The organism is Pseudomonas sp. S2_F03, from assembly GCF_054668335.1.
Genome location: NZ_CP162759.1, coordinates 2,310,477 through 2,334,152, shown reverse-complemented (window position 1 = coordinate 2,334,152; position 23,676 = coordinate 2,310,477). Strand labels below are relative to the sequence as shown.

Below are 23,676 nucleotides of genomic sequence, written 5' to 3'. Positions count from 1 at the left end.
GGGCAAAAAAAGGCGACTCCCTCACGGCAGTCGCCTTTTTTATGTCTGTCGCAAAACCTTTGCAGGAGCATGGCTTGCCCGCGATAGCGTCCTCGAGATCGCCATCGCGGGCAAGCCATGCTCCTACGGTCAGATCCGATAAGTACTCTTGGTCATCACTTTGGCCAACAGGCTCATCCCGAACTTCACCGGTGCCGGGAAGCGGAAGCCGCCAGCATCCAGTGCGCTTTCCGCATGATGTTCTTCATCAATGCGCATCTGCTCGAGAATCGCCCGGGATTTTTCATCTCCTGCCGGCAATTGCTCAAGGTGTTCGTTCAAGTGTTTGCACACTTGATGTTCGGTGGCGGCAACGAACCCGAGGCTGACTTTGTCGCTGATCAACCCGGCAACTGCGCCAATCCCGAACGACATGCCGTAAAACAGCGGATTAAGAATGCTGGTATGGCTGCCCAATTGATGGATGCGTTGCTCGCACCAGACCAGATGGTCGATTTCTTCTTCGGCTGCATGTTCCATGGCCTCGCGCACATGCGGCAGCTTGGCGGTCAGGGCTTGACCTTGGTACAACGCCTGGGCACAGACTTCACCGGTATGGTTGATGCGCATCAGGCCGGCCACGTGCCGGGTGTCTTCATCGCTCATCTGCGCATCGGGCTGGACGATGGCTGGCGACGGACGGTAAGGCTGGCCACTGAAGGGCAGCAGGGTGCGCATGGCGGCATCGGCTTGCAGCAGAAGACGGTCAATCGGCGAATAGTGACGTTGGGTAGTCATGCTGACCTCCGGGAAAATCTCGGCGGCCAGTTTAACCCAATCGGCCGGGGGAAGGTTTGCGCTGGGTCATTGTGCTGCAGTTGTTGTGACAGTGCTGTGATGCCGTTGTGGGAGCGGCGGTGCGCCACGCCCACAGGATCAATTGCAATCAGCCCGGCGGCCAATGCATCTGGCGCTGACCCAGCACGTGCATATGAATGTGATAGACGGTTTGCCCACCTTCTTCATTGCAGTTCATGACAACGCGGAAGCCTTTTTCACAGCCCAATTCCAGGGCCAGGCGTTGGGCGGTGAACAGAATATGTCCAGCCAGTGCCTTGTCGTCCTCGGTGAGGTCGTTAAGGGTGCGCACCGGTTTTTTCGGGATCACCAGAAAATGCACCGGTGCCTGTGGGGCGATGTCGTGGAAGGCCAGTACCTGGTCGTCCTCGTAGATGATCCTGGCCGGGATTTCCCGGTTGATGATCTTGGTGAACAGAGTATCCACAGCTGTTTTCTCCGTTGTTTTGGCTGGCCCGAGTGTACTCATGGGGAATGCCCTCGCCCAGTGTTTTACCGTAGGACCCTTCAGCGGGGGCAGTAAGCCTTGTTGATCATGCCGACGATTGTCCTGTTCAACCAGCGAGAACCGAGCCGTGGCAGAAAGGCGCGCCAACGGTTTCCTCGGCCCGGGATAATGATCGCGCGATCTTTTTCCAGGGCCCGTACGGTGTACAGCGCCACTTCTTCAGGGCTCATCAGCATTTTGTTATCGATCAGTTTGCCGGTGTCCAGTTGCGCGGTACGGAAAAAACCGGTGCGCGTCGGGCCGGGGCAGAGCACCGAGACCTTGACCGCGCATTTTTTCAGCTCGACGCGCAGACCTTCGGAAAAATGCAGCACATACGCCTTGCTGGCGTAGTAAGTGCTCATCCAGGGGCCGGGGATAAATGCGGCGACCGAGGCCACATTGAGGATCTGCCCGCCACCCTGCAAGGCCATGCTGTTTCCGATGGCATGGCACAGGCGGGTGAGCGCCAGGATGTTCACTTCGATCAGGTCCTGCTCGGTCATCCAGTCTTGAGCCAGAAAGGGACCGCAGGTACCCATGCCCGCACAATTGACCAGCAAATCGATTTGTCGGTCACCTTCCTCCAGTTCCAGCAGAAACCCTGACAGCCGGAGCGGCTCGCCGAGGTCGCAGGCACGGAAAAGCACTTCCACGCCAAAACGTTGAGTCAGTTCAATCGCAATACTTTCCAGCTGATCACGCTGTCGGGCCACCAGAATCAGGCTGCGGCCACGCCGGGCCAGCGCTTCGGCCATCGCCAGGCCGATGCCGCTGGAAGCGCCGGTGATCAGAGCGTAACGGGTCATGCAGTTCTCCATCGCAACAGCTCCGCGCCGCGACGCAGGTGTCACGGGCGGGGAGCGCTGTTTATTCTTTCGCAGAGTCTACAGGGGCCGGGGCTTCTTCGGCTTCATCGTCTGCAGAATCTGGTGCAGGTTCAGCAGCTTCGGCTGGCTCGACGTCGATTTCTTCGGTGGTCACCGCGCCGCTGTCATAGCTGCTTTGAGTGGAGCTTTCATATTCTTCCTGAATCGCGCTGAAACCGCCGGCCAGTGCCCCAACGAAGACGATGGCGATAAACACGATCCACAACGAAGCCAGTGCTTTGACCGCTGTGCTGTTGGGCGGCGGCGGTGGGCCATAGCGATTGGCGATGTTGGTGCCGGGTGCGACCATGATCACGATCGGGAAGAAGCTACCCACGAACGGGACGAGGTTGAGTAACCAGAGCCAGCCCGACCAGCCAATGTCGTGCAGGCGCTGCACGCTGATCTGAATGCTGACCACGGCCACTGCGATAAACAGGATCAGCGCCACCAGGCCACCGACAATCAGGCCCGCCGTCGAGTCTGCACTAATAAGGGCGATGGCGAAAACGGCCAGCACCGAGCCTACCGCAAGCATGACCAGGGTCAGGACCATCGTCCACGCAAGATAACGCAAGCGGCCGATGCGGCCTTCGACGCTGAATGGCTTGAGCGTGGCGAACACGGGTTCGGTTTCGCCGACAGTCGCGCGGGGCGGCGCGTACGGGGATTCCGGGTCCGTCGGGGCAGGTTGAATGCTGGCTGGAGCGTGATGCTGGACGTCGGCCAGGTTCAACTCGACCGCGGGCTCGGCTTCGACTCGGGCGTCGATACCGGTTTTCGTCAGCGCTTGAAGGTAGGTTTTTGCGTCGGCTTGCGACAAGCCTTGTTTAAGCGTCACCGTCTGGCCATTGAACAGTCTTTCGACGGCAGCGACCTCGCTTTTGTACAGCGCGGCGAGGTTGAGTTTTGCGGTGGTGAGGTCAACACCTGGCAGCAGAGCGCCGTTGAATGTGATCTTGAAACGGTTTTCGCTCATTGCGAGGCATCCTTGTCGCGAGTGTTTGAATTAGGAATCGAGTGTAAGGCCAGCCGGTAGGGGCTGGCCAAACTTTCATTTTAGCGTGGCCAGCGCTTGGGCAACGACGCGGCCAGTGCCAATGCCTTGCGGTATTCGTCGTCCAGCCGTGCGACCAGTTGGTCGACGCTCGGCAGGTCATCGATTTCCCCGACCCCCTGACCTGCAGACCACACGGTTTTCCAGGCCTTGGCTTCATCGCTGATGGGTTTCAGTTTGGAACCGAAGTTCACCTCCCCCTTGTTTTGCAGGGCGGCCATGTCGAAGCCCGCCGCTTCAAGGCTTTGACGCATGAAGCTCGCCGGTACACCCGAGACGGCTGGAGTATGGACGATGTCCGCCGCCCGGGACGTCAGTAGCATCTCTTTGTAGGCGTCAGGTGCATGACTTTCAGTGGTACCGATAAATCGCGTACCGAAGTAGGCCAAATCCGCCCCCAGCAATTGCGCGGCGAGAATCTCGTGGCCATGGTTCAGGCAGCCGGCCAGCAGCAGGGTCTTGTCGAAGAACTGGCGGATCTCGGCGATCAGCGAAAACGGGCTCCAGGTCCCGGCGTGTCCACCGGCACCCGCGGCCACGGCAATCAAGCCGTCCACGCCGGCTTCGGCGGCTTTTTCCGCATGACGGCGAGTCGTCACGTCGTGAAACACCAGGCCGCCGTAGCTGTGTACAGCGTCGACCACTTCTTTCACGGCGCCCAGGCTTGTGATCACGATCGGCACTTTGTGCTCGATGCAGATCTGCAGATCCGCTTGCAGGCGCGGGTTGCTGTTGTGGACGATCAGGTTGACCGCATAGGGTGCCGGGTTTTCCATTGCCGCCAACCCGGCTTCGATCTCTTCCAGCCAGGCCTTGAAGCCGCTGCTTTCGCGCTGGTTCAACGCGGGAAAGCTCCCCACCACGCCATTTCGGCAACAAGCGAGCACCAGTTGCGGGTTGGAAATCAGGAACATCGGCGCAGCCACCACAGGCAGACGCAGACGTTGATCGAGCAGAGCGGGCAGCGACATTGGAAGTACCCCGGTGAATGATGTTTGTTGAGATTAGAACGGCCGAACCACGACCAGAATTACGATTGTCAGCAATATCAGAACCGGGACTTCATTGAGCCAGCGATAAAAGACATGGCTTCGGGTGTTTTCGCCACGGGCAAAACGTTTCACCTGCGCGCCGCACATGTGGTGGTAACCGATCAGAAAAACCACCAACGCCAACTTGGCGTGCATCCAGCCACCCTGGCTGAAATAGGCGCTGGGGTTGAGGCTGATCAACCAGCCGCCGAAAATCAGCGTAGCGATCATCGACGGGCCCATGATGCCCCGGTACAGCTTGCGCTCCATGACGCTGAAGCGTTCCTTGCTGACGGTGTCTTCGCTCTGCGCGTGATAGACGAACAGGCGTGGCAGGTAAAACAGCCCTGCAAACCAGCAAACGATGCTGACGATGTGAAGCGCTTTGAGCCACAGATAAAGCATTTTTAGTTATTCCAGGATTCACGGTAGCCGGAATAGTAGAGGCTTGAGCGTCCGCACGTCACCTTGACGGTTGTCGCAGACGCGCGCGGCCCCTATTATCGACGGCTTTCCAGTGGGTTCGTTGAGGGCAGGTTTATGGTCAAGGTCGGTATCGTCGGCGGCACGGGTTACACCGGTGTCGAACTGCTGCGTCTGTTGGCACAGCATCCGCAAGCTGAAGTGGTTGTCATCACTTCCCGATCCGAGGCTGGCCTGGCCGTCGCCGACATGTACCCGAACCTGCGAGGTCACTACGACGGCCTGGCGTTCAGTGTTCCGGACATCAAGACCCTGGGTGCCTGTGATGTGGTGTTCTTTGCAACGCCTCACGGTGTAGCCCATGCCCTGGCGGGTGAGTTGCTGGCGGCCGGGACCAAGGTCATCGACCTGTCGGCGGATTTCCGCCTGCAAGATGCCGCAGAATGGGCCAAGTGGTACGGCCAGCCGCACGGTGCGCCAGATTTGCTGGACGAAGCGGTCTACGGCCTGCCGGAAGTCAATCGCGAACAAATCAAGAAGGCTCGCCTGATTGCAGTGCCGGGTTGCTACCCGACCGCTACGCAATTGGGTTTCCTGCCGTTGCTCGAAGCCGGTCTGGCGGATACCGCTCACCTGATTGCTGACTGCAAATCCGGCGTCAGCGGTGCCGGGCGTGGCGCCTCTGTAGGATCGCTGTACTCCGAGACGTCGGAAAGCATGAAAGCCTACTCAGTCAAAGGTCACCGTCACTTGCCGGAAATCCGCCAAGGGCTGCGTCGCGCGGCGGGCAAGGACGTCGGTCTGACGTTCGTTCCGCACCTGACGCCAATGATTCGCGGCATTCACTCGACGCTTTACGCGACCGTCGTGGATCGCTCGGTGGATCTGCAAGCGTTGTTTGAAAAGCGCTATGCCAACGAACCGTTCGTCGACGTAATGCCGGCCGGCAGCCATCCGGAAACCCGCAGCGTGCGCGGCGCCAACGTGTGCCGAATTGCGGTGCATCGTCCACAGGATGGTGATCTGGTGGTGGTATTGTCGGTGATCGACAACCTGGTCAAAGGTGCGTCGGGTCAGGCGGTGCAGAACATGAACATCCTGTTCGGTCTGGATGAGCGTCTGGGCCTGTCCCACGCCGGCATGTTGCCGTAACGCTTTATCTTGCGCAGCAAAAAGGCCCGTCTGACGGGCCTTTTTGCATTCCGGGCGAGCAATGGGTTCGATTGATATACCGTAACAATAGTTGACCGCTTTTCTAGGAGAAGCGGATAATGCGCGTCATCACGCAATATGACGGCGTAACGCCGGGAGATAGTCAGCATGAGCGTCGAATCCTTCACCCCCACGGCTTTGCAATTCACCCACGGTGCCGCGCACAAAGTGAAGAGCCTGGTCGATGAAGAGGGGAATGATCGCTTGAAACTGCGCGTATTCGTTACGGGCGGCGGTTGTTCAGGTTTTCAGTACGGCTTTACCTTCGATGAAGAAGTGGCCGATGACGACACCATCGTCGAGCGCGAAGGCGTGAGTCTGGTCGTAGACCCGATGAGCTTCCAGTACCTGGCCGGTGCCGAGGTGGATTATCAGGAAGGTCTGGAAGGCTCGCGCTTCGTGATCAAGAACCCGAACGCCAGCACGACTTGTGGCTGTGGGTCTTCGTTCTCGATCTGATTGCACCTGCACACAATGCAAAACGCCGCAGAACCTGATGGGTTGTGCGGCGTTTTGCTTTCTGGCGTTTACGCCGGGTAAATGGCTCCCAGAACGCGCAGGCCTCGAGCGCCAGTGACGCTAGGGCGATTGGCGGCGATGCCTTCGAGGCAGCAATGGGCCAGCCAGGCGAAGGCCATGGCTTCGACCCAGTCCGGGTCCACGCCGTAAGCGGCGGTGCTGCTGACTTTGGCGTTGGGCAACAGGTTGGCCAAGCGCTTCATCAGCGTGGTGTTGTGCGCGCCGCCGCCGCAGACCAGCAGTTCTTGAGTGTCCGCCTGGGCGTGTTGCAGTGACTCGATGATCGTCAGCGCGGTCAGTTCGAGCAGGGTTGCTTGCACGTCTTCGGCGGCAAAAGTCGGTAGCTTCGAGAGGTGTTGTGTCAGCCATGGCAGGTTGAACACTTCGCGGCCGGTGCTTTTCGGGCCTTTGGTCACGAAGAAGGGATCACTGAGCAGCTCATTCAGCAGTGACGGTTCGACTTTGCCGTTGGCGGCCCATTGGCCATCCCTATCAAAGTTGTCGCCGCGCTGCTGGTGAATCCATGCATCCAGCAATACGTTACCCGGACCGCAGTCGAAACCCGCAACGGGTTTGCCGGGTTCGATCAGGCTGAGGTTGCTGAATCCACCAATATTCAATACGGCGCGATTGCCGGCGCGTTCTTCAAACAAGGCTTCGTGGAATGCCGGGACTAGCGGCGCGCCTTGTCCACCTGCGGCCACGTCGCGACTGCGGAAGTCGCTGACTACGGTAATGCCTGTCAACTCGGTCAGCAGGGCAGGGTTGCCGATTTGCACGGTGAAGCCGCGTGCCGGTTCGTGGCGAATGGTCTGGCCATGGCTGCCAATCGCACGAATGTCTTCGGGCTTAAGGTGTTGTTGATCAAGGAGGGTTTGTACACCCTGGGCAGCCAGTTTTACCCAGTTTTGTTGGGTGATGGCTGAACGGGCTATCTCGTCCGGGCCGCTGGCGCACAAGCCGAGCAGCTCGGTGCGCAGGGTTTCGGGCATCGGAATGTAGTGCGTGGCGATCAATCTGATCGCCGGGGCTTGCTCGATCAGCGCGATGTCCAGGCCATCAAGGCTGGTCCCGGACATCACACCTATATAGAGAGCCATGGCTTAACGCTTGCTCGAAGCCAGCAGAGTGGCTTTTTCCTGTTCCATGCGCGCCATCAGTGGCTGGCTTTGGGCGAGGAAGCGTGCGCGTTCCGCCTTGGCAATCGGATCGGCCATTGGCAGTTTCTGGCCCAGTGGATCGACGTGCACGCCATTGACCTGGAATTCGTAGTGCAAATGCGGGCCAGTGGAGAGGCCGGTGGTGCCGATATAGCCAATCACCTGGCCCTGTTTCACCGTGCCGCCAGTCTTCACACCTTTGGCGAAGCCTTGCATGTGGCCGTAGAGCGTGGTGTAGGTATTGCCATGTTGGAGGACCACGGTATTGCCGTAGCCGCCGCGGCGACCCGCCAGCAATACTTTGCCGTCGCCAGCCGCCTTGATTGGCGTGCCGCGTGGTGCTGCGTAATCGACGCCTTTGTGGGCGCGAATCTTGTTCAGGATCGGGTGCTTGCGCCCCATGGAGAATTTCGAGCTGATGCGGGCAAAGTCGACCGGGGTGCGGATGAACGCTTTGCGCATGCTGTTGCCGTCAGCGGTGTAGTAGCTGCTGTTGCCTTGTTTGTTGATGTAACGCACGGCGGTGTAAGTCTTGCCGCGGTTGGTGAAACGTGCGGAAAGGATCGGGCCATTGCCGACAGCCTTGCCGTTGACGACTTTCTGTTCGTAGATCACATCGAACTCGTCACCCTGGCGAATATCCTGGGCGAAGTCGACGTCGTATCCAAATACACTGGCCATATCCATCGTCAGGCTGTGGGACAAACCGGCGCGAGCGGCGGATTGCGACAGCGAACTGTTGATCACGCCATGAACATAGGCGGAACGCGTGGTGGGTTTTGCAGTGATGCGGTTGAACGCATAACCCTTGTCATGCCTGGTCAGGGTGATGCTTTCGAGGTCGCTGAGTTTGCTGTGCAGGCTGGTCAGTTGGCCTTCGGGGGTCAGTTCGAACTCGAGCTTCTGGCCGTGTTTGAGTTGGCTGAATTGCTTGGCTTGTTTGTCGCTGGCCAGGACATCGTGCACCGAGGTGGCTGGGAGGCCGACTTTCTCAAACAGGGTGGAGAGCGTATCGCCTTTGGAGACAATCACTTCCCTGTGGTTCGCAGACTTCTTTTCTTCGACTGCGGGCGCGGCCTGCGCGGTTTCCTGTGGTTCTTCAGCGCTGTTATCGATCTGCGCAAAGGGGAGGTTACTGGCTCATTTGTGGCTTGAGCGGCGTCAGCAGCGTCTTGATCTTGTGACAGTTGTTCAGCAGGGCTTTCCAGTTCGAGACTCAGGGTGGTCTTTTTTGCTTCAACATCACTGGAAGGAAATACCAGAAGCGCCAGGCTCAGGAGAGCGGCGATGCCGCTTGCTGCGAGCAGGTGGGTCTTCGGGTAAAGCGGCGGCGCTTTAGACGATTCTTGGGTCATAAGTAATTTTGACTTTGAAAAAGATGAATTGGAAAAGATGAATGACATGATGAAGATGAAATAACTGTATAAAATATAACCAAATCATCTCTGAAGCAAGTCCGCGGACACTCTGCCAGCGGATTGGCGTCATTGCGCCGGCCAAACTTTGTATTTGACGCGTGATCTTGTATGGTTGGTCCCCTTTGAATTCGAGCCTTGCGGGTCTGTTATGAAGTCGGTTGAAGAGCAGCTAGCGCTGATTAAACGTGGTGCAGAAGAACTGTTGGTCGAGTCCGAGCTGATCGAAAAGCTCAAGCGTGGCCAGCCGCTACGTATTAAGGCAGGCTTCGATCCGACTGCACCGGATTTGCACCTGGGTCATACCGTGCTTATTAATAAGCTGCGCCAGTTCCAGGAGCTGGGGCATCAGGTGATCTTCCTTATAGGTGACTTCACCGGGATGATCGGTGATCCGAGCGGCAAGAGCGCGACGCGTCCGCCGCTCACCCGTGAGCAGGTTCTCGAGAATGCCGAGACCTACAAGACTCAGGTCTTCAAGATTCTTGATCCGGCGAAGACCGAAGTTGCGTTCAACTCCACCTGGATGGACCAGATGGGGCCGGCGGACTTCATTCGCCTGACGTCGCAGTACACCGTTGCCCGCATGCTCGAGCGCGACGATTTCGATAAGCGCTACACAACTAATCAGCCAATCGCCATTCACGAGTTCCTTTATCCGCTGGTTCAGGGTTATGACTCGGTCGCTTTGCGCGCGGATATTGAGCTGGGCGGCACTGATCAGAAGTTCAACCTGTTGATGGGGCGTGAGCTGCAGCGTGGTTATGGTCAGGATCCTCAGTGCATTCTGACGATGCCGTTGCTCGAAGGGCTGGATGGCGTGAAGAAGATGTCCAAGTCCTTGGGCAACTACGTCGGTATTCAGGAAGCGCCGGGTGTCATGTATAGCAAGCTGGTTTCGATTCCGGATGCGTTGATGTGGCGCTATTTCGAATTGCTCAGCTTCCGCTCCATGGATGAGATCAATGCATTCCGTGCTGATGTCGAGGCTGGCGCGAACCCGCGCGACATCAAGATCAAGCTGGCCGAAGAAATCGTTGCGCGGTTCCATGGTGAAGAGGCTGCGGCCAATGCTCACCGCGGGGCGGGCAATCGTATGAAAGAGGGCGAGCTTCCGGATGATCTGCCAGAGATCGAGCTGACTGCTGCCGAAGATATGCCGATTGCGGCTGTCCTTAATAAGGCCGGGCTGGTGAAGAACTCGGCAGTGGCGCGTGACCTGTTGGGTTCCGGCGGTGTGCGTATTGATGGTGAGGTGGTCGATCGCACCTTTATATACGTACTGGGCGCGACGCACGTTTGTCAGGCCGGCAAGAAGGCATTTGCGCGTATTACGCTCAAATCCGAATAAAGCCGAAATCAGTGCTTGACGGCAGATTCAGGATGTCTATAATTCGCCCCACTTCCGGCGCAGTCGAAACGGAAAACTCCTTGGTAAACAAAGAGTTACGCAGTTTTCGGCAGTGAGTGGCTTCAGTTCATCGAAGTCCGAAAGGAGTTGAAAAAGAGGTGTTGACAGCAGCGTGTAACGCTGTAGAATTCGCCTCCCGCTACCGAGTGATCGGAAGCGCAAGTGGTTGAAGTTACAAAGGAAACTTTGAAAACTTCTGAAAATAACCGCTTGACAGCAACAGAGGCTGCTGTAGAATGCGCGCCTCGGTTGAGACGAAAGATCTTAACCAACCGCTCTTTAACAACTGAATCAAGCAATTCGTGTGGGTGCTTGTGGAGTCAGACTGATAGTCAACAAGATTATCAGCATCACAAGTTACTCCGCGAGAAATCAAAGATGTAACCAACGATTGCTGAGCCAAGTTTAGGGTTTCTTAAAAACCCAAAGATGTTTGAACTGAAGAGTTTGATCATGGCTCAGATTGAACGCTGGCGGCAGGCCTAACACATGCAAGTCGAGCGGTAGAGAGAAGCTTGCTTCTCTTGAGAGCGGCGGACGGGTGAGTAATGCCTAGGAATCTGCCTGGTAGTGGGGGATAACGTTCGGAAACGGACGCTAATACCGCATACGTCCTACGGGAGAAAGCAGGGGACCTTCGGGCCTTGCGCTATCAGATGAGCCTAGGTCGGATTAGCTAGTTGGTGAGGTAATGGCTCACCAAGGCGACGATCCGTAACTGGTCTGAGAGGATGATCAGTCACACTGGAACTGAGACACGGTCCAGACTCCTACGGGAGGCAGCAGTGGGGAATATTGGACAATGGGCGAAAGCCTGATCCAGCCATGCCGCGTGTGTGAAGAAGGTCTTCGGATTGTAAAGCACTTTAAGTTGGGAGGAAGGGTTGTAACCTAATACGTTGCAATTTTGACGTTACCGACAGAATAAGCACCGGCTAACTCTGTGCCAGCAGCCGCGGTAATACAGAGGGTGCAAGCGTTAATCGGAATTACTGGGCGTAAAGCGCGCGTAGGTGGTTCGTTAAGTTGGATGTGAAATCCCCGGGCTCAACCTGGGAACTGCATTCAAAACTGTCGAGCTAGAGTATGGTAGAGGGTGGTGGAATTTCCTGTGTAGCGGTGAAATGCGTAGATATAGGAAGGAACACCAGTGGCGAAGGCGACCACCTGGACTGATACTGACACTGAGGTGCGAAAGCGTGGGGAGCAAACAGGATTAGATACCCTGGTAGTCCACGCCGTAAACGATGTCAACTAGCCGTTGGGAGCCTTGAGCTCTTAGTGGCGCAGCTAACGCATTAAGTTGACCGCCTGGGGAGTACGGCCGCAAGGTTAAAACTCAAATGAATTGACGGGGGCCCGCACAAGCGGTGGAGCATGTGGTTTAATTCGAAGCAACGCGAAGAACCTTACCAGGCCTTGACATCCAATGAACTTTCCAGAGATGGATCGGTGCCTTCGGGAACATTGAGACAGGTGCTGCATGGCTGTCGTCAGCTCGTGTCGTGAGATGTTGGGTTAAGTCCCGTAACGAGCGCAACCCTTGTCCTTAGTTACCAGCACGTTATGGTGGGCACTCTAAGGAGACTGCCGGTGACAAACCGGAGGAAGGTGGGGATGACGTCAAGTCATCATGGCCCTTACGGCCTGGGCTACACACGTGCTACAATGGTCGGTACAGAGGGTTGCCAAGCCGCGAGGTGGAGCTAATCCCAGAAAACCGATCGTAGTCCGGATCGCAGTCTGCAACTCGACTGCGTGAAGTCGGAATCGCTAGTAATCGCGAATCAGAATGTCGCGGTGAATACGTTCCCGGGCCTTGTACACACCGCCCGTCACACCATGGGAGTGGGTTGCACCAGAAGTAGCTAGTCTAACCTTCGGGAGGACGGTTACCACGGTGTGATTCATGACTGGGGTGAAGTCGTAACAAGGTAGCCGTAGGGGAACCTGCGGCTGGATCACCTCCTTAATCGACGACATCAGCTGCTCCATAAGTTCCCACACGAATTGCTTGATTCATTGAAGAAGACGAAAGAAGCAGCCCGAAATTGGGTCTGTAGCTCAGTTGGTTAGAGCGCACCCCTGATAAGGGTGAGGTCGGCAGTTCGAATCTGCCCAGACCCACCAATTTTGTGTGGGAAACGCCTGTAGAAATACGGGGCCATAGCTCAGCTGGGAGAGCGCCTGCCTTGCACGCAGGAGGTCAACGGTTCGATCCCGTTTGGCTCCACCACTACTGCTTCTGAAGTTTGAAAGCTTAGAAATGAGCATTCCATCGTTGAGATGGTGAATGTTGATTTCTAGTCTTTGACTAGTTCGTTCTTTAAAAATTTGGGTATGTGATAGAAAGATAGACTGAACGTTACTTTCACTGGTAACGGATCAGGCTAAGGTAAAATTTGTGAGTTGCTCTTAATTGAGTATTATCGAATTTTCGGCGAATGTCGTCTTCACAGTATAACCAGATTGCTTGGGGTTATATGGTCAAGTGAAGAAGCGCATACGGTGGATGCCTTGGCAGTCAGAGGCGATGAAAGACGTGGTAGCCTGCGAAAAGCTTCGGGGAGTCGGCAAACAGACTTTGATCCGGAGATGTCTGAATGGGGGAACCCAGCCATCATAAGATGGTTATCTTGTACTGAATACATAGGTGCAAGAGGCGAACCAGGGGAACTGAAACATCTAAGTACCCTGAGGAAAAGAAATCAACCGAGATTCCCTTAGTAGTGGCGAGCGAACGGGGACTAGCCCTTAAGTGGCTTTGAGATTAGCGGAACGCTCTGGAAAGTGCGGCCATAGTGGGTGATAGCCCTGTACGCGAAAATCTCTTGGTCATGAAATCGAGTAGGACGGAGCACGAGAAACTTTGTCTGAATATGGGGGGACCATCCTCCAAGGCTAAATACTACTGACTGACCGATAGTGAACTAGTACCGTGAGGGAAAGGCGAAAAGAACCCCGGAGAGGGGGAGTGAAATAGATCCTGAAACCGTATGCGTACAAGCAGTGGGAGCCCACTTTGTTGGGTGACTGCGTACCTTTTGTATAATGGGTCAGCGACTTATTTTCAGTGGCGAGCTTAACCGAATAGGGGAGGCGTAGCGAAAGCGAGTCTTAATAGGGCGTCTAGTCGCTGGGAATAGACCCGAAACCGGGCGATCTATCCATGGGCAGGTTGAAGGTTGGGTAACACTAACTGGAGGACCGAACCGACTACCGTTGAAAAGTTAGCGGATGACCTGTGGATCGGAGTGAAAGGCTAATCAAGCTCGGAGATAGCTGGTTCTCCTCGAAAGCTATTTAGGTAGCGCCTCATGTATCACTGTAGGGGGTAGAGCACTGTTTCGGCTAGGGGGTCATCCCGACTTACCAAACCGATGCAAACTCCGAATACCTACAAGTGCCGAGCATGGGAGACACACGGCGGGTGCTAACGTCCGTCGTGAAAAGGGAAACAACCCAGACCGTCAGCTAAGGTCCCAAAGTTATGGTTAAGTGGGAAACGATGTGGGAAGGCTTAGACAGCTAGGAGGTTGGCTTAGAAGCAGCCACCCTTTAAAGAAAGCGTAATAGCTCACTAGTCGAGTCGGCCTGCGCGGAAGATGTAACGGGGCTCAAACCATACACCGAAGCTACGGGTATCACTTAGGTGATGCGGTAGAGGAGCGTTCTGTAAGCCTGTGAAGGTGAGTTGAGAAGCTTGCTGGAGGTATCAGAAGTGCGAATGCTGACATGAGTAACGACAATGGGTGTGAAAACACCCACGCCGAAAGACCAAGGTTTCCTGCGCAACGTTAATCGACGCAGGGTTAGTCGGTCCCTAAGGCGAGGCTGAAAAGCGTAGTCGATGGAAAACAGGTTAATATTCCTGTACTTCTGGTTATTGCGATGGAGGGACGGAGAAGGCTAGGCCAGCTTGGCGTTGGTTGTCCAAGTTTAAGGTGGTAGGCTGGAATCTTAGGTAAATCCGGGATTCTAAGGCCGAGAGCTGATGACGAGTGTACTTTTAGTACACGAAGTGGTTGATGCCATGCTTCCAAGAAAAGCTTCTAAGCTTCAGGTAACCAGGAACCGTACCCCAAACCGACACAGGTGGTTGGGTAGAGAATACCAAGGCGCTTGAGAGAACTCGGGTGAAGGAACTAGGCAAAATGGCACCGTAACTTCGGGAGAAGGTGCGCCGGTGAGGGTGAAGCATTTACTGCGTAAGCCCATGCCGGTCGAAGATACCAGGCCGCTGCGACTGTTTATTAAAAACACAGCACTCTGCAAACACGAAAGTGGACGTATAGGGTGTGACGCCTGCCCGGTGCCGGAAGGTTAATTGATGGGGTTAGCTAACGCGAAGCTCTTGATCGAAGCCCCGGTAAACGGCGGCCGTAACTATAACGGTCCTAAGGTAGCGAAATTCCTTGTCGGGTAAGTTCCGACCTGCACGAATGGCGTAACGATGGCGGCGCTGTCTCCACCCGAGACTCAGTGAAATTGAAATCGCTGTGAAGATGCAGTGTATCCGCGGCTAGACGGAAAGACCCCGTGAACCTTTACTATAGCTTTGCACTGGACTTTGAATTTGCTTGTGTAGGATAGGTGGGAGGCTTTGAAGCGTGGACGCCAGTTCGCGTGGAGCCAACCTTGAAATACCACCCTGGCAACTTTGAGGTTCTAACTCAGGTCCGTTATCCGGATCGAGGACAGTGTATGGTGGGTAGTTTGACTGGGGCGGTCTCCTCCTAAAGAGTAACGGAGGAGTACGAAGGTGCGCTCAGACCGGTCGGAAATCGGTCGTAGAGTATAAAGGCAAAAGCGCGCTTGACTGCGAGACAGACACGTCGAGCAGGTACGAAAGTAGGTCTTAGTGATCCGGTGGTTCTGTATGGAAGGGCCATCGCTCAACGGATAAAAGGTACTCCGGGGATAACAGGCTGATACCGCCCAAGAGTTCATATCGACGGCGGTGTTTGGCACCTCGATGTCGGCTCATCACATCCTGGGGCTGAAGCCGGTCCCAAGGGTATGGCTGTTCGCCATTTAAAGTGGTACGCGAGCTGGGTTTAGAACGTCGTGAGACAGTTCGGTCCCTATCTGCCGTGGACGTTTGAGATTTGAGAGGGGCTGCTCCTAGTACGAGAGGACCGGAGTGGACGAACCTCTGGTGTTCCGGTTGTCACGCCAGTGGCATTGCCGGGTAGCTATGTTCGGAATAGATAACCGCTGAAAGCATCTAAGCGGGAAACTAGCCTCAAGATGAGATCTCACTGGGACCTTGAGTCCCCTGAAGGGCCGTCGAAGACTACGACGTTGATAGGTTGGGTGTGTAAGCGCTGTGAGGCGTTGAGCTAACCAATACTAATTGCCCGTGAGGCTTGACCATATAACACCCAAGCAATTTGCGTCGAAAGGCCAGATTGCGGTGTGTGAAGACGAAACGAACCGAAAGTTCGAGATACTCACAAAACACCCAACTATCGCATACCCAATTTGCTGAAGCGCGGCCAGCTGGCCACGACTCGGTACCCGAATTTCTTGACGACCATAGAGCATTGGAACCACCTGATCCCATCCCGAACTCAGCAGTGAAACGATGCATCGCCGATGGTAGTGTGGGGTTTCCCCATGTGAGAGTAGGTCATCGTCAAGATTAAATTCCGAAACCCCAATTGCGAAAGCAGTTGGGGTTTTGTTTTGTCTGCAGAAAACCAGGCCTGTCGGGTTTCTATGCAACGGCTCGGGGCATGGCTATCATGCGGGCCTCATTGTGAGGCGAAACTTACATGCTGACGTTGTTAAAGCTTCTTAAAGATGGCCGGTTCCATTCGGGTGAGGCTCTGGGTGTCGCGCTGGGCATTAGTCGTAGTGCTGTGTGGAAGCAGCTTCAGCATCTAGAAGCTGAGCTCGGCTTGTCTATTCATAAAGTGCGCGGCCGCGGATATCAGCTGGCCGCGCCGTTGACGCTGCTCGATCCTGTCGCCATAAAAGAGCGTGCACCTGATTGTGGCTGGCCCATTTTTGTCTTCGATTCAATAGACTCCACCAATGCTGAGGCTTTACGAGCTATTGAGTGTGGTCGGGCCGCGCCATTGTTATTGCTTGCCGAGCGCCAGACCGCTGGGCGTGGGCGGCGAGGGCGCAAATGGGTCAGTCCTTTCGCAGAAAACATCTATTGCAGTTTGGTGTTGCGCATAGAGGGTGGAATGCGACAACTGGAGGGATTGAGCCTCGTTGTCGGTCTCGCGGTCATGCACACCTTGCGTGCGCTCGGTGTTTCTGGCGTTGGATTAAAATGGCCCAACGATTTATTGGTTGATCAGAAAAAAATCGCCGGGATATTGCTTGAGTTGGTCGGTGATCCCGCGGATGTGTGTCACGTGGTGATCGGTGTTGGCATCAACGTCAACATGCAGATCACTGATGAGGTTGACCAGTTGTGGACATCGATGCGCCTGGAGTCGGGCAGGGTGATTGATCGTAATCACCTGGTTTCGGAGTTGTGTTCGCAGCTCCAGGCGTATTTGGCTCGGCACCAGCGCGATGGGTTCTCCTCTATTCAGTCTGAGTGGGAGCAAAATCACCTATGGCAAGGGCGGCCAGTCTCATTGATAGCCGGCACGAGCCAGATAGAGGGGGAAGTGTTGGGTATCGACAGTCAAGGGGCTTTGCGCTTGAAAGTGAATGGCGTTGAAAAAGTCTTTAGTGGTGGTGAGCTCAGTTTGAGGTTGCGTGATGATTCTTGAGCTCGACTGTGGAAATAGTTTTATAAAGTGGCGTGTGCTTCGCGCAGGTGTCAGTCGAGTGTTCAGTGAGGGCGTAGTCGATTCAGATGACGCTTTGCTGGAAGGGCTGCGCAATCTTGATGGGCTAGCCCTTACGCACTGCCGGTTGGTGAGTGTTAGAACGGCGGAAGAAACCAGTGCGTTGAACTATCTATTGACGCAAGCTTTTGGTGTGTCTGTGGTATGTGCTTCGCCTGCTCGCCAAGTGGCTGGGGTGCGCAATGGCTATGACGAGTATGAGCGGTTGGGGCTGGATCGCTGGCTGGCAATGCTTGGAGGGTTTCATCTGGCTTCTGGTGCGTGTCTGGTGCTTGATTTCGGTACGGCTGTGACTGCTGACTTCGTTGCTGGGGATGGAGAGCATCTTGGTGGTTTTATTTGCCCAGGGATGCCTTTGATGCGCCATCAGCTACGAACACATACTCGCAAGATTAGGTATGGGGATCTGGCTGCCGAGCGGGCCCTTGAGAGTCTCGCTCCTGGTCGCACGACAGTGGAGGCGGTTGAGCGAGGCTGTTCTCTTATGCTGAGGGGGGTTTGTCCTGACTCAACTGGAGATGGCGCGCAGTTATTGGGGGAGGACTTTGTGGTGTTCCTCACCGGGGGGATGCGGCTCTTGTCGCCGGAATCGTGCCCGAGGCCAGGCTGGTTCCAGACCTGATTTTTGTAGGTTTAGCGATGGCATGTCCATTGTCTTGAGGTTTTTATGCGTTGGTTGTTCCTGTTGCTGCTTGTTCTCAACGTCGTCTATTACATTTGGCATCAGCAAGAAGCCCCTCTGCGGGCAAAAGATGTAACGCCTTTGAGTTTGTACCGAGGGTCTCAGCAGGATATTCGCTTGTTGAGCGAAGCAGCTGATGCGACTCATGACAAAGAAAAATCCACAGTGGCTAGCGGAAGCTGTCTCTATTTGGGTGGCTTTTCTCGTCAGGAGTCACTGTTGTTGGTTGGGCGGCGACTTGGTGAGATGGGTGTGAGGTTTCAGTCCTTGCAGAAAGATCCCGTTGAGTCGTCCGGTTACTGGGTGCTTGTATTACCCGAAAGCCAGCGTTTGCTGGATGGTTTGCAGCTGCAAAACCTTTCTAAAGAATTCAATGAGTTAAAACATAAAATAATGCCGTGCGAGGGGGTTGCGCCTGCTGAATAGTTTGAATAGAATGGCGCCCGCTTCGCAGTGAAGACCTTTAACGGTCGGTGGTGTGATAGCAGTGTCAACGCAGCTAAGCTCAGGTTTTTAATGAGAAAAATGCTTGACAGAAGGCTGGCATGATGTAGAATGCCGGCTCGCTTAGGAGGGGGTTCCCGAGCGGCCAAAGGGATCAGACTGTAAATCTGACGTCTACGACTTCGAAGGTTCGAATCCTTCCCCCTCCACCATTTTTAGCGAGAGCTGCAAGCTCCGCGGGTATAGTTTAGTGGTAGAACCTCAGCCTTCCAAGCTGATGATGCGGGTTCGATTCCCGCTACCCGCTCCAAGTTTGCAGGTCCTGCAAAGTGTTACGCTCTTGTAGCTCAGTTGGTAGAGCACACCCTTGGTAAGGGTGAGGTCAGCGGTTCAAATCCGCTCAAGAGCTCCATATAACAAGGCAGATATGAAAATATCTGCCTTTGTTTTAATGGCTGATATTGTTCGCTTAATTCTTCTGCTGAGGGTTGTTTCGATGGCTAAGGAAAAGTTCGATCGTTCTCTGCCGCACGTCAACGTTGGTACCATTGGTCACGTTGACCACGGTAAAACCACTCTGACTGCTGCTCTGACTCGTGTTTGCTCCGAGGTTTTCGGTTCGGCTATCGTTGATTTCGATAAGATCGACAGCGCGCCAGAAGAAAAAGCTCGCGGTATCACCATCAACACCGCGCACGTTGAGTACAACTCGAAGATCCGTCACTACGCTCACGTTGACTGCCCAGGTCACGCTGACTATGTGAAGAACATGATCACCGGTGCTGCTCAAATGGACGGCGCTATCCTGGTTTGCTCGGCCGCTGATGGTCCGATGCCACAAACCCGTGAGCACATCCTGCTGTCCCGTCAGGTAGGTGTTCCGTACATCGTGGTTTTCCTGAACAAGGCTGACCTGGTAGACGACGCTGAGCTGCTGGAACTGGTTGAGATGGAAGTTCGCGACCTGCTGTCCACCTACGACTTCCCGGGCGATGACACTCCAATCATCATCGGTTCGGCTCGTATGGCGCTGGAAGGCAAAGACGACAACGAAATGGGCACTACTGCCGTTCGTAAACTGGTTGAAACTCTGGATAGCTACATCCCAGAACCGGTTCGTCTGACCGACAAGCCGTTCCTGATGCCAATCGAAGACGTATTCTCGATCTCCGGTCGCGGTACTGTTGTGACTGGTCGTATCGAGCGCGGTATCGTTCGCGTTCAGGATCCACTGGAAATTGTTGGTCTGCGTGACACCACCGTCACCACTTGCACTGGCGTTGAAATGTTCCGCAAACTGCTCGACGAAGGTCGTGCTGGCGAGAACTGCGGCGTTCTGCTGCGTGGCACCAAGCGTGACGACGTTGAGCGTGGTCAGGTTCTGGTTAAGCCGGGTTCGGTTAAGCCGCACACCAAGTTCACCGCAGAAGTTTATGTTCTGAGCAAGGAGGAAGGCGGTCGTCATACTCCGTTCTTCAAAGGCTACCGTCCACAGTTCTACTTCCGTACTACTGACGTGACTGGTAACTGCGAGCTGCCAGAAGGCGTTGAAATGGTAATGCCAGGTGACAACATTCAGATGACTGTTACCCTGATCAAAACCATCGCGATGGAAGATGGTCTGCGTTTCGCTATCCGTGAAGGCGGTCGTACCGTCGGCGCTGGCGTCGTAGCCAAAATCATCGAGTAAATTGTTGTAATGTCTTTTTCGGGCCGGCATAATGGTCGGCCTGATTTTGTTTTAGGTCAGTAGCTCAATTGGCAGAGCGACGGTCTCCAAAACCGTAGGTTGGGGGTTCGATTCCCTCCTGACCTGCCAGATTCACTTGGTGTGTCTGGCTTTCTTTTCACAGGATCTTCATAGATGACTCCTAAAGCTGAAGCTCAAGGCTCTCGCTTCGATCTACTTAAGTGGCTTGTAGTAGTCGCCTTGGTGGTTGTTGGCGTTGTTGGCAATCAGTATTACTCTGCTTCGCCGATCCTGTACCGCGTACTCGCATTGCTTGTCATTGCTGCTGTAGCTGCCTTTGTAGGCCTGCAGACCGTGAAGGGCAAGTCTTTCTTTGTACTGGTTAAGGAAGCTCGCACCGAGATTCGTAAAGTCGTATGGCCAACTCGCCAAGAAACCACGCAGACCACGCTTATAGTTGTGGCTGTTGTGCTGGTTATGGCGTTGCTGTTGTGGGGGCTTGATTCCCTGCTCGGCTGGCTTGTTTCCTTGATTGTCGGCTAAGGGTGTCCCGTGGCTAAGCGTTGGTACGTTGTGCATGCTTACTCCGGTTACGAGAAGCATGTCATGCGCTCGTTGGTCGAGCGCGTAAAGCTGGCTGGCATGGAAGATGGCTTTGGCGAAATTCTGGTTCCCACTGAAGAAGTGGTTGAAATGCGTAATGGCCAGAAGCGCAAAAGTGAACGCAAGTTCTTCCCTGGTTATGTGCTGGTACAGATGGATATGAACGAGGGTACTTGGCACTTGGTCAAGGATACTCCTCGTGTGATGGGCTTCATCGGCGGTACTGCTGACAAGCCTGCACCGATTACAGATAAAGAGGCGGAAGCAATTCTGCGTCGTGTTGCTGATGGTAGCGACAAGCCGAAGCCGAAGACGTTGTTCGAGCCGGGTGAGTCGGTGCGTGTCAACGACGGGCCGTTTGCCGATTTTACCGGTACGGTTGAAGAGGTTAACTACGAAAAGAGCCGGATCCAAGTGGCAGTGCTCATTTTCGGTCGCTCTACTCCGGTAGAGCTAGAGTTCAGCCAGGTCGAAAAGGTCTAGCTGATCAAGCATCCCAACCCCGCAGCCCCAGGCTGTGGGGTTTTGTCGTCACTGGGATAAACGCGCAAGTAACCGGGGAGCCTTTCGAGGCGTTTGAACCCGTAATTGGAGTGCCTCATGGCCAAGAAGATTACCGCTTACATCAAGCTGCAAGTGAAGGCCGCTCAGGCTAACCCAAGCCCACCTGTTGGTCCTGCTTTGGGTCAGCACGGCGTGAACATCATGGAATTCTGCAAGGCTTTCAACGCCCGTACCCAGGGTCTTGAACCAGGTCTGCCGACTCCAGTGATCATCACTGTCTACAGCGACCGTAGCTTCACTTTCGAAACCAAGTCCACCCCTGCTTCGGTTCTGCTGAAGAAGGCTGCTGGTCTGACTAGCGGTTCCGCTCGTCCGAACACCGTTAAGGTTGGCACCGTGACCCGTGCTCAGCTGGAAGAAATCGCGAAAACCAAAAACGCGGATCTGACTGCAGCTGATATGGAAGCAGCCGTGCGTACTATCGCCGGTTCTGCTCGTAGCATGGGCCTTAACGTGGAGGGTGTGTAATGGCTAAGCTGACCAAGCGTCAAAAGGCTATCGCCGGCAAAATCGAAGCAGGCAAGTCCTACAACTTTGTAGACGCTGCTGCCCTGCTGGCTGAGCTGTCGACTGTCAAGTTCAGCGAGTCGTTCGACGTTGCTGTGAACCTGGGCGTTGACCCGCGTAAATCTGACCAGGTTGTTCGTAGCGCTACTGTGCTGCCACACGGCACTGGCAAGACCGTTCGCGTTGCTGTGTTCACCCAGGGGCCTGCTGCTGAGGCCGCTTTGGCTGCCGGCGCTGACCGTGTAGGTATGGACGACCTGGCTGCCGAAATGAAAGGCGGCGACCTGAACTATGACGTAGTTATCGCATCCCCGGATGCAATGCGCGTTGTTGGTCAGTTGGGTCAGATCCTCGGCCCGCGCGGCCTGATGCCTAACCCTAAAGTTGGCACCGTAACTCCAGACGTAGCTACCGCGGTTAAAAACGCCAAGGCTGGTCAGGTTCGTTATCGCACCGACAAAAACGGCATCATCCACACTTCCGTTGGCAAGATTGGCTTCGACGCCGTCAAGCTGAAGGAAAACGTTGAAGCCCTGATCGCTGATCTGAAGCGTATCAAGCCAGCTTCTTCGAAAGGTATTTACGTCAAGCGCGTTACCCTGAGCACTACCATGGGCCCAGGTCTGGTTATCGACCAAAGCTCGCTCGACGCGTAAGACACAGGTTGGCGCAAGCGATTGCGCCAATTGAAAGATTGGGGTCCCTGCCTGGCGGGGGCTATCCAAGACCGTAGGCGACGCAAGTCTTAAACCTCAAGCCTACGCAGATGGTGCTCCCGGTTCCTTACCGAATCAGACACCAAAACGACATCCGGCTCCGGTTGGATGAAACGGTAACAAGCAGGAGTTAAACCCGTGGCAATTAAACTCGAAGACAAGAAGGCCATCGTCGCTGAAGTCAACGAGGCTGCCAAAGTCGCTCTGTCCGCTGTCGTGGCTGATGCCCGTGGCGTAACAGTAGGCGCAATGACCGGACTCCGTAAAGAGGCTCGTGAAGCTGGCGTTTACGTACGTGTCGTACGTAACACCCTGCTCAAGCGCGCTGTTGCTGACACTGAATACAGTGTTCTCAACGACGTGTTCACCGGCCCGACCTTGATTGCGTTCTCCAAAGAACATCCGGGCGCTGCTGCTCGTATCTTCAAAGAGTTCGCCAAAGGTCAGGACAAGTTCGAGATCAAGGCAGCTGCGTTCGAGGGCAAGTTCCTCGCAGCTAATCAGATCGACGTACTGGCAACCCTGCCGACCCGTGACGAAGCAATTTCTCAGCTGATGAGCGTGATTCAAGGCGCTACCAGCAAATTGGCTCGTACTCTGGCGGCAGTTCGCGACCAAAAAGAAGCAGCTGCAGCCTAAGGCTCGTCTCCTTCTCGCGTTTTTTGTTTATTTCGATGGTCGCGTAGGCCGTCCCCAATATCAGGAATTAGATTCATGTCTATCTCTCAGAACGATATCCTTGAAGCAGTTAGCAACATGTCCGTAATGGAAGTTGTTGAGCTGATCAAAGCTTTCGAAGAAAAATTCGGTGTTACCGCTGCTGCTGCATCGGCTGGTCCAGCTGCTGCTGCCGCTGTTGTTGAAGAGCAAACTGAATTCAACGTCATGCTGACCGAAGCTGGCGAGAAGAAAGTAAACGTGATCAAGGCAGTACGTGAACTGACCGGTCTGGGCCTGAAAGAAGCCAAGGCTGTAGTTGACGGCGCTCCTGCCATGGTTCTGGAAGCTGTTTCGAAAGACGCAGCTGACAAAGCCAAAGCTACTTTGGAAGAAGCAGGCGCTAAAGTCGAGCTGAAGTAAGCATCGACTTTGCTCCTCCAGCCCGAGCGTTAAGCGAAAGGCTGATGGCTGGTGGCTCTTGCCACCGGCCTTTTTCCGTTATTTGCAGCCGACTGGGTCGGTGCTGATAACGAGCTGTAACCACCCGATGTGGTGGCGCAAACCATGGGGTTTG

20 protein-coding genes, 6 tRNA genes, 3 rRNA genes and 1 pseudogene are annotated in these 23,676 nt (G+C 55.0%); 22 read left to right on the top strand and 8 right to left on the bottom strand.

Annotated elements, in window-relative coordinates; all coding sequences use genetic code 11:
* Positions 1-129: 129 nt before the first annotated feature.
* The 6 genes from coq7 to hemJ all read right to left on the bottom strand — a co-directional run bounded on the left by coq7 (position 130) and on the right by hemJ (position 4,686).
* Positions 130-777, bottom strand: a complete 648-nt coding sequence (coq7, locus tag AB4N76_RS11100; protein ID WP_046030035.1) for a 2-polyprenyl-3-methyl-6-methoxy-1,4-benzoquinone monooxygenase — start codon at positions 775-777, stop codon at positions 130-132.
* Positions 778-925: 148 nt separating this feature from the next.
* Complete coding sequence (locus AB4N76_RS11095; RefSeq protein WP_046030041.1) at positions 926-1,264, bottom strand: histidine triad nucleotide-binding protein; 339 nt, start codon at positions 1,262-1,264, stop codon at positions 926-928.
* Positions 1,265-1,344: 80 nt separating this feature from the next.
* Entirely contained in the window at positions 1,345-2,133 is a 789-nt protein-coding gene (locus AB4N76_RS11090; RefSeq protein ID WP_046030042.1) for an SDR family NAD(P)-dependent oxidoreductase, read from the bottom strand.
* 61 nt (positions 2,134-2,194) lie between these two features.
* Positions 2,195-3,172, bottom strand: coding sequence for a DUF805 domain-containing protein (locus tag AB4N76_RS11085; RefSeq protein ID WP_460164461.1), 978 nt, complete (start codon positions 3,170-3,172; stop codon positions 2,195-2,197).
* 80 nt (positions 3,173-3,252) lie between these two features.
* Positions 3,253-4,221: an NAD(P)H-dependent flavin oxidoreductase gene (locus tag AB4N76_RS11080; protein WP_077431174.1), complete on the bottom strand. Its 969-nt coding sequence runs from the start codon at positions 4,219-4,221 to the stop codon at positions 3,253-3,255.
* Positions 4,222-4,254: 33 nt separating this feature from the next.
* On the bottom strand, positions 4,255-4,686 hold the full coding sequence (hemJ, locus tag AB4N76_RS11075; RefSeq protein WP_460164460.1) for a protoporphyrinogen oxidase HemJ: 432 nt from the start codon (positions 4,684-4,686) through the stop codon (positions 4,255-4,257).
* A gap of 135 nt (positions 4,687-4,821) precedes the next feature.
* Between hemJ and argC the strand changes: the two genes are divergently transcribed.
* Both argC and erpA read left to right on the top strand, forming a co-directional pair.
* Positions 4,822-5,856, top strand: coding sequence for an N-acetyl-gamma-glutamyl-phosphate reductase (argC, locus tag AB4N76_RS11070; protein WP_460164459.1), 1,035 nt, complete (start codon positions 4,822-4,824; stop codon positions 5,854-5,856).
* A gap of 168 nt (positions 5,857-6,024) precedes the next feature.
* Positions 6,025-6,375 (top strand): iron-sulfur cluster insertion protein ErpA, encoded by a 351-nt coding sequence (erpA, locus tag AB4N76_RS11065; protein WP_007947969.1) that lies wholly within the window; start codon positions 6,025-6,027, stop codon positions 6,373-6,375.
* 68 nt (positions 6,376-6,443) lie between these two features.
* On the opposite strand, the gene AB4N76_RS11060 is transcribed toward erpA, so the two are convergent.
* On the bottom strand, positions 6,444-7,535 hold the full coding sequence (locus AB4N76_RS11060; protein WP_046030051.1) for an anhydro-N-acetylmuramic acid kinase: 1,092 nt from the start codon (positions 7,533-7,535) through the stop codon (positions 6,444-6,446).
* Positions 7,536-7,538: 3 nt separating this feature from the next.
* Positions 7,539-8,950 (bottom strand): annotated as a pseudogene (locus AB4N76_RS11055) (peptidoglycan DD-metalloendopeptidase family protein).
* Positions 8,951-9,161: 211 nt separating this feature from the next.
* Between AB4N76_RS11055 and tyrS the strand changes: the two are divergent.
* The 20 genes from tyrS (at position 9,162) to rplL (ending at position 23,522) form a co-directional block, all read left to right on the top strand.
* Positions 9,162-10,361 (top strand): tyrosine--tRNA ligase, encoded by a 1,200-nt coding sequence (gene tyrS / locus AB4N76_RS11050; protein ID WP_046030055.1) that lies wholly within the window; start codon positions 9,162-9,164, stop codon positions 10,359-10,361.
* A gap of 495 nt (positions 10,362-10,856) precedes the next feature.
* Positions 10,857-12,393, top strand: a 16S ribosomal RNA gene (locus tag AB4N76_RS11045).
* Between the two features lie 81 nt (positions 12,394-12,474).
* Positions 12,475-12,551, top strand: a tRNA-Ile gene (locus AB4N76_RS11040).
* Positions 12,552-12,581: 30 nt separating this feature from the next.
* Positions 12,582-12,657 (top strand) — tRNA-Ala (locus tag AB4N76_RS11035).
* 249 nt (positions 12,658-12,906) lie between these two features.
* Positions 12,907-15,798: ribosomal RNA gene (locus tag AB4N76_RS11030) — 23S ribosomal RNA — on the top strand.
* A gap of 151 nt (positions 15,799-15,949) precedes the next feature.
* A 5S ribosomal RNA gene (gene rrf / locus AB4N76_RS11025) occupies positions 15,950-16,065 on the top strand.
* The 16S, 23S and 5S rRNA genes sit together here with 2 tRNA genes alongside, the layout of an rRNA operon.
* A gap of 133 nt (positions 16,066-16,198) precedes the next feature.
* Positions 16,199-17,158, top strand: a complete 960-nt coding sequence (gene birA, locus AB4N76_RS11020; protein ID WP_046033394.1) for a bifunctional biotin--[acetyl-CoA-carboxylase] ligase/biotin operon repressor BirA — start codon at positions 16,199-16,201, stop codon at positions 17,156-17,158.
* Positions 17,148-17,858: a type III pantothenate kinase gene (locus AB4N76_RS11015; protein WP_460164458.1), complete on the top strand. Its 711-nt coding sequence runs from the start codon at positions 17,148-17,150 to the stop codon at positions 17,856-17,858. The genes birA and AB4N76_RS11015 overlap by 11 nt, the downstream gene beginning before the upstream one ends.
* A gap of 45 nt (positions 17,859-17,903) precedes the next feature.
* On the top strand, positions 17,904-18,344 hold the full coding sequence (locus tag AB4N76_RS11010; RefSeq protein ID WP_046033392.1) for a hypothetical protein: 441 nt from the start codon (positions 17,904-17,906) through the stop codon (positions 18,342-18,344).
* 144 nt (positions 18,345-18,488) lie between these two features.
* Positions 18,489-18,574, top strand: a tRNA-Tyr gene (locus AB4N76_RS11005).
* A gap of 24 nt (positions 18,575-18,598) precedes the next feature.
* A tRNA-Gly gene (locus AB4N76_RS11000) sits at positions 18,599-18,672 on the top strand.
* 26 nt (positions 18,673-18,698) lie between these two features.
* A tRNA-Thr gene (locus AB4N76_RS10995) sits at positions 18,699-18,774 on the top strand.
* Positions 18,775-18,858: 84 nt separating this feature from the next.
* Positions 18,859-20,052 carry an elongation factor Tu gene (gene tuf, locus AB4N76_RS10990; protein WP_027924378.1) on the top strand — a complete coding sequence of 398 codons (1,194 nt, stop codon included), beginning with the start codon at positions 18,859-18,861 and terminating at the stop codon, positions 20,050-20,052.
* A gap of 53 nt (positions 20,053-20,105) precedes the next feature.
* A tRNA-Trp gene (locus tag AB4N76_RS10985) sits at positions 20,106-20,181 on the top strand.
* Positions 20,182-20,226: 45 nt separating this feature from the next.
* Complete coding sequence (secE, locus tag AB4N76_RS10980) at positions 20,227-20,595, top strand: preprotein translocase subunit SecE (RefSeq protein ID WP_007896620.1); 369 nt, start codon at positions 20,227-20,229, stop codon at positions 20,593-20,595.
* A 9-nt stretch (positions 20,596-20,604) separates the two neighbouring features.
* Complete coding sequence (gene nusG / locus AB4N76_RS10975; protein WP_007896622.1) at positions 20,605-21,138, top strand: transcription termination/antitermination protein NusG; 534 nt, start codon at positions 20,605-20,607, stop codon at positions 21,136-21,138.
* A 117-nt stretch (positions 21,139-21,255) separates the two neighbouring features.
* A complete protein-coding gene (rplK, locus tag AB4N76_RS10970; RefSeq protein WP_007933726.1) occupies positions 21,256-21,687 on the top strand; it encodes a 50S ribosomal protein L11 in 432 nt (143 codons plus the stop codon).
* Positions 21,687-22,382, top strand: coding sequence for a 50S ribosomal protein L1 (gene rplA / locus AB4N76_RS10965; RefSeq protein WP_008041297.1), 696 nt, complete (start codon positions 21,687-21,689; stop codon positions 22,380-22,382). Before rplK ends, rplA begins: the two co-directional genes overlap by 1 nt.
* A 198-nt stretch (positions 22,383-22,580) precedes the next feature.
* On the top strand, positions 22,581-23,081 hold the full coding sequence (rplJ, locus tag AB4N76_RS10960; protein WP_046033385.1) for a 50S ribosomal protein L10: 501 nt from the start codon (positions 22,581-22,583) through the stop codon (positions 23,079-23,081).
* 75 nt (positions 23,082-23,156) lie between these two features.
* Positions 23,157-23,522 carry a 50S ribosomal protein L7/L12 gene (gene rplL / locus AB4N76_RS10955; protein WP_046033384.1) on the top strand — a complete coding sequence of 122 codons (366 nt, stop codon included), beginning with the start codon at positions 23,157-23,159 and terminating at the stop codon, positions 23,520-23,522.
* Positions 23,523-23,676 lie beyond the last annotated feature (154 nt).